Origin of the sequence: Clostridium neonatale, from assembly GCF_001458595.1 — a bacterium.
In the GTDB taxonomy this organism is placed as follows: domain Bacteria; phylum Bacillota; class Clostridia; order Clostridiales; family Clostridiaceae; genus Clostridium; species Clostridium neonatale.
Genome location: NZ_LN890328.1, coordinates 2051333 through 2064526, shown reverse-complemented (window position 1 = coordinate 2064526; position 13194 = coordinate 2051333). Strand labels below are relative to the sequence as shown.

11 protein-coding genes and 1 other annotated feature (1 of these 12 running past the window's edge) are annotated in these 13194 nt (G+C 29.3%); all 11 genes read left to right on the top strand.

Annotated elements, in window-relative coordinates:
* Window positions 1-68: a binding site (T-box leader), on the top strand; it begins 107 nt to the left of the window's first position.
* A gap of 102 nt (window positions 69-170) precedes the next feature.
* The 11 genes from alaS (at window position 171) to BN2920_RS16175 (ending at window position 13166) form a co-directional block, all read left to right on the top strand.
* A complete protein-coding gene (alaS, locus tag BN2920_RS16225; RefSeq protein WP_058296023.1) occupies window positions 171-2813 on the top strand; it encodes an alanine--tRNA ligase in 2643 nt (880 codons plus the stop codon).
* A 138-nt stretch (window positions 2814-2951) separates the two neighbouring features.
* Window positions 2952-3209, top strand: a complete 258-nt coding sequence (locus tag BN2920_RS16220) for an IreB family regulatory phosphoprotein (RefSeq protein ID WP_058296022.1) — start codon at window positions 2952-2954, stop codon at window positions 3207-3209.
* 45 nt (window positions 3210-3254) lie between these two features.
* Window positions 3255-3668, top strand: a complete 414-nt coding sequence (gene ruvX / locus BN2920_RS16215; protein WP_058296021.1) for a Holliday junction resolvase RuvX — start codon at window positions 3255-3257, stop codon at window positions 3666-3668.
* Between the two features lie 235 nt (window positions 3669-3903).
* Window positions 3904-4176 carry a DUF1292 domain-containing protein gene (locus BN2920_RS16210; RefSeq protein WP_058296020.1) on the top strand — a complete coding sequence of 91 codons (273 nt, stop codon included), beginning with the start codon at window positions 3904-3906 and terminating at the stop codon, window positions 4174-4176.
* A 24-nt stretch (window positions 4177-4200) separates the two neighbouring features.
* The gene (locus BN2920_RS16205; RefSeq protein WP_058296019.1) at window positions 4201-4665 is read left to right on the top strand and encodes a Fur family transcriptional regulator; all 465 of its coding nucleotides are present in this window, start codon (window positions 4201-4203) and stop codon (window positions 4663-4665) included.
* Window positions 4666-4730: 65 nt separating this feature from the next.
* A complete protein-coding gene (locus BN2920_RS16200) occupies window positions 4731-6398 on the top strand; it encodes a ribonuclease J (RefSeq protein WP_058296018.1) in 1668 nt (555 codons plus the stop codon).
* A gap of 239 nt (window positions 6399-6637) precedes the next feature.
* The gene (gene typA / locus BN2920_RS16195; protein ID WP_058296017.1) at window positions 6638-8464 is read left to right on the top strand and encodes a translational GTPase TypA; all 1827 of its coding nucleotides are present in this window, start codon (window positions 6638-6640) and stop codon (window positions 8462-8464) included.
* A gap of 92 nt (window positions 8465-8556) precedes the next feature.
* Window positions 8557-9582: an endolytic transglycosylase MltG gene (gene mltG, locus BN2920_RS16190; protein ID WP_058296016.1), complete on the top strand. Its 1026-nt coding sequence runs from the start codon at window positions 8557-8559 to the stop codon at window positions 9580-9582.
* Window positions 9583-9601: 19 nt separating this feature from the next.
* Entirely contained in the window at window positions 9602-10246 is a 645-nt protein-coding gene (locus BN2920_RS16185) for an O-methyltransferase (protein ID WP_058296015.1), read from the top strand.
* A gap of 5 nt (window positions 10247-10251) precedes the next feature.
* Window positions 10252-11496, top strand: coding sequence for a peptidase U32 family protein (locus BN2920_RS16180; RefSeq protein ID WP_058296014.1), 1245 nt, complete (start codon window positions 10252-10254; stop codon window positions 11494-11496).
* 116 nt (window positions 11497-11612) lie between these two features.
* Window positions 11613-13166, top strand: coding sequence for a penicillin-binding transpeptidase domain-containing protein (locus BN2920_RS16175; RefSeq protein ID WP_242868405.1), 1554 nt, complete (start codon window positions 11613-11615; stop codon window positions 13164-13166).
* The last annotated feature ends 28 nt before the right edge of the window (window positions 13167-13194 follow it).

The window sequence follows — 13194 nt, the reverse complement described above, 5'->3', positions numbered from 1 at the left end:
TAACTAAGAGATGTATATTTAATACATAATTAGGGTGGTACCGCGGAATTTCAGCTTTCGTCCCTTTGTTTTGGGATGAAAGCTTTTTATTTTAGAAAAATATTGAAATTACAAGCAAATTTAAGAAAAGATGATTCTTAATTGAAAATTACAAATTGGAGGAATATTTTATGAAAATTACAAAGACTAATGATCTTAGAGACGCATATCTAAAGTTCTTTGAAAGTAAAGGGCATTTAAAAATGGATAGTTTTTCTTTAGTGCCTAAAAATGATAAAAGCTTATTATTAATAAATGCTGGAATGGCACCATTAAAGCCATATTTTACTGGACTTCAAGAGCCACCAAGACGTAGAGTAACAACTTGTCAAAAGTGTATAAGAACTGGTGATATTGAAAATGTAGGTATTACAAGTAGACATGGTACCTTTTTTGAAATGCTTGGTAACTTTTCATTTGGAGATTACTTTAAAAAAGAAGTTATTCCTTGGGCTTGGGAATTCTTAACAGAAGTTTTAGAATTACCAAAGGAAAAATTATATGTAACTATTTATTTAGACGATGATGAAGCATATGAGTATTGGACTTCATTAACTGATGTTGATAAGACACATATATTCAGACTAGGAAAAGAAGATAATTTCTGGGAACATGGTGCAGGCCCATGTGGTCCTTGTACAGAAATACATTTCAGAAGAAGTGATGATGCTAAACCAAAGAATGCTGAGGAATTTGTTAAGTATTCAGATGAAGATAAAATAATTGAAGTCTGGAACCTAGTATTTACTCAATTTGATGGGGATGGAAAAGGAAATTATGAAAAACTTGCAAGTACTAATATAGATACAGGAATGGGACTTGAAAGATTAGCAGTCGTAATGCAAAATAAAAACAGTATCTTTGAAATTGATACATTAGAAAATATATTAAGTGAAGTAGGTAAGCTTGCAAATGTTAAATATGGTGAAGATCGTAAAAAAGATATTTCTTTAAGACTAATAACAGACCACATAAGATCAATAACATTTATGATTTCTGATGATGTAATGCCATCTAATGAAGGCCGTGGATATGTGCTAAGAAGACTTTTAAGAAGAGCTGCAAGACACGGTAAAACACTTGGAATTAAAGATGCCTTCCTTTGCAATCTTTGTGATGTAGTTATTAGAGACTCTAAGGATGCTTATCCTGAATTAGCTAAAAAGCAAGAATATATTAAAAAAGTAATAAAGATAGAAGAAGATAAGTTTAGAGAAACTTTAGATTCTGGAACAGAAATACTTAATGGATTTATAAAAGAATTGAAAGCTAATAATAAAAAAGTATTAAGTGGTAAAGATGGATTCACATTATACGATACTTTTGGATTCCCAATGGAGCTTACTAAAGAAATACTAGAAGATGAAGGATTATCTTTAGATGAAGAAGCTTTCCATGAAGAAATGGATATTCAAAGAAAAAGAGCAAGAGAAGCAAGAAAGACTTCTAATTATATGGGAACAGATTTAAAAATAACTGATGAAATCTCTAATGATATAGAAACAGTTTTTGATGGATATGAAAATGATGTGTTAGATGCTGAGGCTAAAGTATTAATATGTGGAGATGCATTTGTGGATACTATCTCTGAAGGTGAAAAAGGTGTTATTGTTACCAATATAACTCCATTTTACGCAGAAATGGGTGGACAAATAGGAGATACTGGAGTTATCTACAATGATAATTTTAAGGCAAAGGTTATAGACACTAAAAATAATATTGGTGGAAAAATAGTACACTTTGTAGAAGTATTAAATGGTGAGTTAAAAGTTAATGATAAAGTAACTCTAGAAGTAGATAAAGAAAGAAGACAAGAAATTAAAAAGAATCATACAGCAACGCATCTTTTAGATACAGCGCTTAAAAAAGTTCTTGGAAGTCATGTGCACCAAGCAGGTTCATATGTAAGTAATGATAGATTGAGATTTGACTTCTCTCATTTTGAAGCTATGACAGAAGAAGAAATAATGAAGGTTGAAGAATTAGTAAATGAAGCAATCACAAGTGTAACTCCTGTTATAACTAAAATAATGAATCTTCAAGAAGCTAAAAATAGCGGAGCTATAGGAATATTTGATGATAAATATGCAGATAAAGTAAGAGTAGTATGTGCTGGAGAATATTCTAAAGAATTATGCGGGGGTACACATATTGATAATACAGGTAAAATAGGTTTATTTAAGATTGTATCTGAAAGTGGTATAGCAGCAGGTACAAGAAGAATAGAAGCAGTAATAGGAAAAGAAGCTTATAACTTAATAAATGAAAAGAAAGATTTATTAAAAGAAGCTTCAAGCAAATTTAAGTGCTCAGAAAAAGAATTGTTATCAAGAATTGATTCGAACATCAAAGAACTAAAAGAAAAAGATAAAGAAATTTCAATCCTAAAGGCAAAATTTGCATCAATGAATATTGATGAGATAATTAATAGTAGTAAAGAAATAAAGGGAATAAATGTAGTATCTTATGAAATGAAAGATGTGGATAGTGATACATTAAGAGATGTTTGTGAAAAAGTAAGAGATAAGGTAGAAAATTCAATTGTCTTACTTATGAGTTCGAATAATGAAAAAGTTATAATATGTGCAATGGCAACTAAAGATGCAGTATCTAAAGGGGCTCATTGTGGCAAACTTATAAAAGAAGTTGCATCAATCCTTGGCGGAGGCGGTGGTGGAAGACCAGACATGGCTCAAGCTGGCGGAAAATCACCAGAAAAGATAGGTGAAGCAATAAATGAATCTTATAAAATAATTGAAAGTTTAGCAAAATAGTATACTTTTTTAAAAATATGAGGTATAATCTAAATATAGTTTAAATGAATAATTTTAGATTTTTAAGTAAATAATGAATATAAGGAAAGTTTCCTTTAAAGATGTAAGGAGGTGAAGCTGCGTAAGCAGCTGGGTTGTATGAGTAACGATATTGAACAAACAATGAAATTTGATGTTAGTAAGAATAAAGAAGCTCTTACAAAAACTATCTTAACAGATGTTTATAATTCTCTACAAGAAAAAGGTTACAATCCGATTAACCAGCTTGTGGGATATTTGATTTCAGGAGATCCTACTTACATCACAAATTACAACGGAGCAAGAGCTTTAGTGAGAAAACTCGAAAGAGATGAATTACTAGAAGAAGTTTTAAAATCTTATTTGGAGATAAAATAGAGAGTGCCCGTTTTACGGGTACTCTTAATTTTTGGGAGTATTAAAGTGAGAATAATCGGTTTAGATTTAGGACAAAAAAATATAGGAGTGGCAGTTTCGGATCCATTGGGGTTTACTGCTCAAGGTTTAACAACAATAAGAAGAACTAATAAAGAAAATGATATTCAAGAAATTAAGAATATTTGTGCTGAATATAATGCAGAATTACTTCTTATAGGATTGCCTAAAAATATGAATGGAACAATTGGGCCATCTGGGGAACTTGCTATGGAGTTTGGAAAGCTGTGTGAAGATAAGATTTCTATAGAAGTGAAATTTTGGGATGAAAGACTAACAACAGTTGCAGCACATAAGGCAATGTTAGAAGCGGATTTGTCTAGAAATAAGAGAAAAAAGATAGTTGATAAAGTAGCAGCTACATATATATTGCAAGGATATTTAGATATGATATCAAAATAATATGGTATGTTCATAATATGCTAAGATGAAAGACTAACTATATATAATTTGAAAAGTATAAAAATAAATTTATTATATATAATAAATTTGATTTATTAAATAAGACTATTTTATATGAATATTAAATTTGTATAAAATATGATTTTGAGTATGAAAATAATTTTTATAGAATATTAAAAATTAATATAAATAATGATTAGATAAATATAGAAAGAGATATGAAAGGAATGTGGTTATGAATCAAGACGAAAAATATGTATATATACCTGATGAAGATGGCAATGACGTTAAGTTTGAGGTGATTATATATTTTGAAATAGAGAAAATAGGAGGAAAATATATAATTGCAACACCAGCGTTTGAAGATACTGATGAAGCCTATGCATTTAAAATTTATGAAGATGAAGATGGTAGTGAAATTTTTGTAGCACTTGAAGAAGATGATGATGAATTCCAATTAGTGCTAGAAACATATGATACTCTTATGAATGAAGATGGATTGTTGTAATTATAAAAGAAAAGAGGTGTTATAATGGATCAATCAAATTTAGTTGATATGAATGCCTTAAAAGAGAATTTAAAGAAAAAAGGTTATAAATTAACTCCACAAAGAAGATCTATTGTTGATGTAATTATTGAAAATGAAGGTAAACATTTAACAGCAGAAGAGATATACGATGAAGTTAAAAAAAAGTGCCCTGAAATAGGATTAGCAACAGTATATAGAACTATACTTTTATTAGAAGAACTTAATATAATATCTAGATTAGATTTAAGCGATGGTTGCAGTAGATATGAATTAATTCATTCTAATGAAACTCATAGACATCATCATCTTATTTGTAATGTCTGCAATAAAGTCTTGGAAGTTAAAGATGATTTGTTAGACGATCTTGAAATAGATATTGAAAAAGAATATAAATTTAAAATTTTAGATCATAGTTTAAAATTCTATGGTTTATGCGAAGAATGTCAAAAAAATTTAAAAGAGGAATAAAAGGACTTTTAACAATAAAGAAAAGACCTTTATTTATAAAAATTTAATATAAAAGGAGGGGAAACATGAAAGGCGAAAAGACGAAGGTTAAAATTATTCCTCTTGGCGGTATAAATGAGATTGGAAAAAATATTACAGCTATTGAATATAAAGATGATATTATAGTAATAGATTGTGGATTAAAGTTTCCAGATGAGGATATGTTCGGGATTGATGTAGTAATACCAGATGTCTCTTATCTTGTAAAAAACTCAGAAAAAGTAAAAGGAATATTTTTAACACACGGACATGAAGATCATATAGGAGCATTACCATATGTTTTAAAACAATTAAATGTTCCTGTATATGGTACAAAGCTTACTCTTGGAATAGTTGAAACAAAGCTAAAAGAGCATGGTCTATTAAGCACAAGTGAATTAGTGAGAGTAAAGCCAAAAGATATAATAAAGTTAAATAGCGTTTCAGTAGAATTTATAAAGACTAACCACTCGATTGCAGATTCAGTGGCTATAGCAATCCATACTCCACTTGGGGTTGTTTTTCACACAGGAGATTTTAAAATTGATTACACACCAATTGATGGAGAGATGATGGACTTTGCAAGAATTGCGGAGCTTGGCAAAAAAGGTGTGTTAGTAATGATGGCAGACTCAACAAATGTTGAGAGACCAGGATATACTTTAACAGAAAGAGTTGTAGGTGAAACATTTTTTAAATTATTTAATAAGGCAAAAGGAAGAATAATTGTTGCAACATTTGCCTCAAATGTTCATAGGATACAACAAATAATTACAGCGGCAAAAGCTTATGATAAAAAAGTAGCTGTATCAGGAAGAAGCATGGAAAATATTGTTCAAGTAGCAATAGAACTTGGGTATTTAGATGCAGGTGAAGATGTACTTATACCAGTTGATGCTATGAATAAATATCCAAATGAAAAAATTGTTGTAATAACTACAGGTAGTCAAGGAGAACCAATGTCTGCATTAACTAGAATGGCTTCTTCAGAACATAAAAAGATAAATATAATTGAAGGCGATACTGTTATAATTTCAGCAACACCAATACCAGGAAATGAAAAGCTTGTTTCAAAGGTGGTAAATCAATTATTTAAAAAAGGTGCAGAAGTAATTTATGAATCAGGAGAAAAGATTCATGTTTCAGGGCATGCTTGTCAGGAAGAGTTAAAGCTTATGCATACTCTAGCAAAACCAAAATTCTTTATACCGGTTCATGGAGAATATAGACACTTGAAAAAGCATGGAGAACTTGCTATAAGTGTTGGATTAGATGAAAAAAATCTTATTATTCCTGAAAACGGAGATGTTATTGAAGTAGGAAGAAATTATATAAAGAAAAATGGAGTTGTTACTTCAGGGCAAGTATTTGTGGATGGTTTAGGTGTAGGCGATGTTGGTAATATAGTCCTTAGGGATAGAAAACATCTTTCACAAGATGGAATATTAACTGTTGTTGTAACAATTGAAAAACAAAGTGGAAGAATTGTAGCAGGACCAGATATTATTTCAAGAGGATTTGTCTATGTTAGAGAATCAGAAGGCCTTATGGAAGAAGCAAGAGATATTGTGAAAGATGTCTTAATTGAATGTGAAGAAAAGCAAATTACAGATTGGGCAACATTAAAGTCTAAAATGAGAGATGAACTTAGAGAGTTCCTTTATGAAAAGACAAAGAGAAAACCTATGATTTTACCAATAATAATGGAATTTTAATTAATATAATTATTATTAACTTGACTTTTTATGCTGAAAATAGTAAAATTCAATATGGTTATGTGAGAAAATTGGATACTTTATGTATCCAATTTTATTTTATGAAAAAAATAAGAATATGTTTACATAAATAATATAAATATATATTTTAGAAGCTAAATAGTAAATGTATATATGTAAAATTACTTCAATTTATACATTTATAAATTCACAGTTTAATACTGTTTGGAGGAATAAAAATGGAATTAACAAAAAGAGAAGATATAAGGAATATAGCTATAATAGCCCACGTTGACCATGGTAAGACTACTTTGGTAGATGCTTTATTAAAACAAAGCCATGTTTTTAGAAGCAATGAAAAAGTGGAAGAAAGAGTAATGGATTCTAATGATCTTGAAAAGGAAAGAGGAATAACAATTCTTTCAAAAAACACAGCAGTTAAATATGGAGATGTTAAAATTAATATTGTAGATACTCCAGGACATGCTGATTTTGGCGGAGAAGTTGAACGTGTACTTAAAATGGTTGACTCGGTTTTATTAGTTGTTGACTCTTATGAAGGACCAATGCCACAAACTAAATTTGTTCTTAAGAAATCATTAGAATTAGGATTAAAGCCAATAGTCATAATAAATAAAATAGATAAGCCAGATGCAAGACCAACAGAAGTTATAGATGAAGTATTTGATTTATTTGTAGAGCTTGGTGCTAGCGATGAACAATTAGACTTCCAAATTCTTTATGCATCAGCAAGAGAAGGATTTGCAAGATACAATGTTGAAGATGATAATGCGGATATGACACCAATATTCGAAACAATAATAAAGTATGTTGCACCACCAGAAGGTTACTTAGATGAACCTTTACAAATGCTTGTAACTACATTAGATACAAATGCATTCGTAGGTAAAATTGCAATTGGTAAGATTGAAAGAGGAAGAGTAAAGAGAAATCAAACAGTAGCATTAGTTAGACATGATGGATCATCTTCAAATTATAAAATAACAAGTGTATTTACATATAATGGACTTAAAAGAGAAGAAGCTGAAGAAGCTGGAATGGGAGACATCGTTGCAGTAAGCGGTGTAGTTGATGCAAATATAGGTGAAACTATAGCAGATTCATCATGTCCAGAAGCACTTCCATTTGTTAAAATTGATGAACCAACATTAAGCATGAATTTTATGGTTAATGATTCACCATTTGCAGGTCAAGAAGGTGAATTTGTAACATCAAGACATTTAAGAGATAGATTACTTAAAGAATTAGAAACAAATGTAAGTTTAAAGGTTAAAGAAATAACTCCAGATTGTTTTGAGGTTTCAGGAAGAGGAGAATTACATCTTTCAGTTCTTATTGAAACAATGAGAAGAGAAGGATATGAGTTCCAAGTTTCTAAAGCTAATGTTATCTTTAGAGAAGAAAATGGTGTTAAAGAAGAACCGATTGAATACTTAACAATAGATGTTCCGGAAGAATTTATGGGACCTGTTATGGAAAAATTAGGACCAAGAAAAGCTGAAATGGTTAATATGACATCAGCAGTAAATGGATATACAAGATTAGAATTTACAGTGCCGGCAAGAGGTCTTATAGGATTTAGAAATGAATTTATGACTGATACAAAAGGTAATGGTATTATGAATCATGTATTCCATGGATATGAGAAGTTCAAAGGTGAAATTCCAGGAAGAAGCAGAGGATCAATAGTATCATTTGAAGCTGGGGATTCAATAGCATATGGATTATTTAATGCACAAGAAAGAGGACAATTATTTATTGGTGCAGGTGTTCCGGTATATACAGGAATGATAGTTGGGGTTTCTGCAAGAGCAGAAGATATAGATATAAATGTATGTAAAGGGAAAAAGCTTACTAATACAAGATCATCTGGTGCTGATGAAGCATTAAAATTAACTCCACCTATAGAAATGAGTCTTGAACAATGTTTAGAATTCATAAACGCTGATGAATTAGTTGAAGTTACTCCAGAAAATATAAGAATGAGAAAAAGAATTCTAGATAGTGCTGAAAGAAAGAGAATGATAAGCAGAAACAAAAAATAATTGTTTCAATTACTTCAAAATATTAAATAAATTAACTATAATAAAGTAAATAGTCTTTTAGACTATTTACTTTATTATATTAGGAGGAAAATATGGGGCATAAAAAATTTCCTAAAAGATTAGTACTTTTTTTGATGTTTTTTATATTTATAATATTTTTGAGCTTTTTTGTAACCTATAACAGTACTGTAAATAAGCCGATAAAATCAAAAGAAAAAGAGATAACAATAAAAGTTGATAAAGGCCAGGGATTTTATGATGTCATAAATATATTAGATAAAGAAAATATACTTAGGAATAAATTTATGATTAAAGTAAACCTCAGTATAAATGGTAGAAGTATACAACTTAGAGAAGGCTCTTATAAAATTAATACAGATTTAAGTCTAAATGAACTTATAGAAGCTTTGGAGGGGAAAAGTCTAAATGAAAATTTGATTTCGTTGACTATTCCAGAAGGTTATACAATAGAAGATATAGGAAAGGTTATAGAAGAAAAAAATATTGCTAGTAAAGAAGAATTTATAAAAGCAGTTGAGAATTATGAATTACCATGGTTTATAGAGAAAAATAAAAATAAAAGATATGACCTTGAGGGATACTTATATCCAGATACATATTTCATAGAAAAAGATACTGATTTAAATGATATAATCAAAATGATGGTTGAAAGATTTGAGGAAGTTTTAACACAGATACAAGAAGAATCAGATGTTAACTTTGATAATAGTAAAATAAATGATATAACTACTATCGGTTCTATGATAGAAAAGGAAGCTCAAGTTGATAAAGATAGACCACTCATATCATCGGTGATTTATAATAGATTAGAAAAGGATATGAAGCTCCAAATAGATGCTACTGTTTTATATGCAATGAATGAGCATGTAGATGTGGTACTGTATAAACATTTAGAAACTGATTCACCATATAACACATATAAATATAAAGGGCTACCAGTAGGGCCAATATGCAATCCGGGAAAAGAATCACTAAAAGCGGCACTTATGCCTGATAAAACAGATTATTTGTATTATATTTTGCAAAAAGATAAATCACATTATTTTACAAATGAATATAATGATTTTTTAAATAAGAAAAAAGAATTAGGATATTAGTTGACATGGAGGGCTTAAATTGAGTAATATTACATATGACTATATGGAAAACTATATAAGAAGTTTAGTTCCAGAAAGAAGTGGAACACTTAAAGAAATAGAAGATTTTGCTTTAGAAAATAAAGTTCCTATAGTACAAAAGGAAACAGGTATATTTTTAGAGTTTATTACTAGTATGAAAAAACCTAAAAGAATACTAGAACTTGGTACAGCAATTGGATTTTCAGCTATTTTGATGTATGAATCATCAGGAACTAATCCTGATATTGTAACCATTGAACGAGATGATAAGATGATTGAGTATGCTACAATGAACTTAGATAAGTTTGATTTATCTAAGAAAATAACAATCAAAAAAGGGGATTGTTTAGAAATTTTAGAAACTTTAAATGAACCTTTTGACTTGATATTTATGGATGCAGGAAAAGGACATTACAACCACTTTTTGCCGCATTGTTTAAGACTCTTAAATGAGGATGGAATAATAGTGGCTGATAATGTATTATTTAGAGGAATGGTTGCATCACAGGAATTAGTTAAAAGAAGAAAAATAACAATAGTAAAAAGAATGAGAAAATATTTAGATTTAGTTACTAAGGATAAAGACTTAATAACATCTGTAATTCCTATGGGAGATGGAATTGCAGTTACCAAGAGGAGGTAATTTTTTTGAATAAGAGAAAACCGGAGATTTTAGCACCAGCAGGAAATTTAGAAAAGTTAAAAATAGCAATAGATTTTGGTGCAGATGCGGTATATTTAGGTGGAGGTAAATTAAATTTAAGAGCATTTTCTGATAATTTTTCTAATGAAGAAATGATAGAAGGAATAAACTACTGTCATGAAAGAGGAAAAAAAGTTTATGTAACATTGAATATATTTGCAAGAAATTATGATTTAAAAGGTGCTGGAGAATATATAAAGGGCTTATATGATATGGGGGTAGATGCTGTAATTATTGCAGATCCATCACTAATTGCCATAACAAAAGAAGTTGCTCCAGAATTAGAAATACATTTGAGTACTCAAGCCAATACAGTAAATTGGGTTGCTACAAAGTTCTGGTATGAGCAAGGTGTAAAAAGAGTAGTATTAGCTCGTGAATTGACATTTAGAGAAATAAACACAATAACTGAGAATATTCCAGAAGGATGTGACATAGAGGCCTTTGTACATGGTTCAATGTGTATAGCTTATTCAGGAAGATGTTTAATATCTAACTATATGCTTGGAAGGGATGCTAATAAGGGAATTTGCTCAAATGCATGCAGATATAAATATTATTTGGTTGAGGAAACAAGACCAGGGCAATATTATCCTGTCATAGAAGATGAAAAAGGAACATATATAATGAATTCTAAGGATTTATGTATGATTCATTATATACCAGAACTTGTTAAAAGTGGCATATACTCATTTAAAATAGAAGGAAGAATGAAAAGCGAGTTTTATGTCGCATCAGTAGTTAAGGCTTATAGAGAAGCTTTAGATGCATACTGGGAAGATCCAGAAAACTTTGAATTCAAAGAAGAATGGATGGATATATTAAATAAAGTAAGCCACAGACAATATCATACAGGCTTCTATTTAGGAAAGAATGGCGAGCAAAATTATGAAGAATCATCATATGTAAGAGATTATGAAATAGTTGGAATAGTTAAAGAATATGATGAAGAAACAAAAATAGCTACAATTCTTCAAAAAAATAGAGTATTTGAAAATGATGAAGTAGAGGTATTACGTGCAAATTCTCCGTATTTCACTGTAAGGCTTGAAAATATGTTTGATGAAGCTAAGCAGATAAAGACAAATGTAGCCAATAGGGCTCATATGATTTTTAAAGCTAAAGTTGAGCATCCACTTAAGGTAAATGATATGCTAGTAAAATCTAATGAAGTATTAGAATTGAAATAGTTATAAAATATGAATTTAATATTTAAATGAATAAAACACTTACTATAAGGCTAGAATCTAGTTGAAGGTAGGTGTTTTATATTTTTACTAAGAATTTTTATATGCAGAAACGATTGATGCAAATTTTATCTTTATTTATAGTATTCTTGGTATTATTGACTTTTAGATTATTTAAACTTCAAATATATCCAAATGAAAAAGTAGTTCTTTCATATCAAAATCATCAGCAAGAGAATATAAGTGATATGAAGTATATGATTTTAGATACAAATGGTAAGGATCTAATGAATTATAATAAGCAATACATTTTGGTAATTGATACAAAGCCATTCAGTCTAAATAATTATGAGGAAACATTGGAAAGCTTGATGGCTTTAAATTTTATTATGAAATCAGAGAATCCACAATTTAATTATACAGATATAATGAAAGAAAATGGAAAAATATATTATAGTATTTCAGAAAACACTTATAAAAAGATAAATAGTTTAAAAAATATAAAAGGAATATATACATATACAAAAGATTCTGTAAATATTAAAAAAGCTTGGAATATCAGTAGTATGTTATCAAATGTATTAGATGAAAAAGAAATAGAGAAGGATTCTATTGAAGGAATGTTATATGATGAGTTAAAAGATAATGAATCACCTAAAAGTGAATTCTATTTAGATGATAGGGCAGTTTATTCAAAACATACTGTAAATATAAATGAAAATAATAAAAACCTACAACTGACTATAGATAAGAACTTTGAGGATGAAATTAGGAAAGTTTTAGATGATGATAAATATAGCTCATTAAAAAATGTAGGAGTAAGTATAATAGAAAGTGAGACCGGAAAGATAAGAGCTTTAATGCAAAAAGATGAAAGTGAAGCTAATATTAACTTGGGAATTGAACAAATTGGCTATGAGCCAGGGTCAATATATAAGATAATTACTCTTGGATCAGCAATAGATATGGGACTTTTAAATATTAATAATCATTTTATGTGCACTGGACAAATTTGTAAAACTGCTCATGGAAATTTATCAGTAGAAGAGGCTTTTGAAAAATCATGTAATGATTCATTTGCTCAAATAGGTGCTATGGTGGGATATGATAAACTTCTTGCATATTCAGAAAATCAAGGCTTATATAAGCCAGTATTAAATTTTAAAGGTAATAATAAAAATGAGGCGGCTGGAATAAAACCGGAAAAAGAATCTGGAGTAAACAACATATCTATTGGTCAATGTATGAATGTAACTCCAATTCAAATGTTAGGAGCAATAAATACTGTAACTAATAATGGAATTTATGTTAAGCCATATATTGTTGAAGCTATAATTGATAAAAATGATAATACAATAAAAGAATTTAAGACAGAAGAAAAAAGGATATATAGTGAAACTACTTCTAAGATCCTAAAAAATGCTATGAGAGAAGTTGTAGTTAATGGTACAGGAAAAAATGCTTATATAGAAGATATATTTACAGGAGGAAAGACCGGATCGGCTACAGGAAATAATAATCACACACATGGATGGTTTGCAGGATACTTTGAATTAAATGGCAAAGAATATACAATGGTAATTTTTACACCTGAAATCCAGGATCAATCATTAGGTGGTGGTGATACGGCAGCTCCTATATTTAAAGATATAGTATTAGCTTTGGATAATTAAATTTAAATTATATAAAAAGGGTGTTAGG

Coding starts and splice junctions, on each gene's coding strand:
- alaS (WP_058296023.1), top strand. CDS start 171: ATGAAAATTACAAAGACTAATGATCTTAGAGACGCATATCTAAAGTTC.
- BN2920_RS16220 (WP_058296022.1), top strand. CDS start 2,952: ATGAGTAACGATATTGAACAAACAATGAAATTTGATGTTAGTAAGAAT.
- BN2920_RS16210 (WP_058296020.1), top strand. CDS start 3,904: ATGAATCAAGACGAAAAATATGTATATATACCTGATGAAGATGGCAAT.
- BN2920_RS16205 (WP_058296019.1), top strand. CDS start 4,201: ATGGATCAATCAAATTTAGTTGATATGAATGCCTTAAAAGAGAATTTA.
- BN2920_RS16200 (WP_058296018.1), top strand. CDS start 4,731: ATGAAAGGCGAAAAGACGAAGGTTAAAATTATTCCTCTTGGCGGTATA.
- typA (WP_058296017.1), top strand. CDS start 6,638: ATGGAATTAACAAAAAGAGAAGATATAAGGAATATAGCTATAATAGCC.
- mltG (WP_058296016.1), top strand. CDS start 8,557: ATGGGGCATAAAAAATTTCCTAAAAGATTAGTACTTTTTTTGATGTTT.
- BN2920_RS16175 (WP_242868405.1), top strand. CDS start 11,613: ATGCAAATTTTATCTTTATTTATAGTATTCTTGGTATTATTGACTTTT.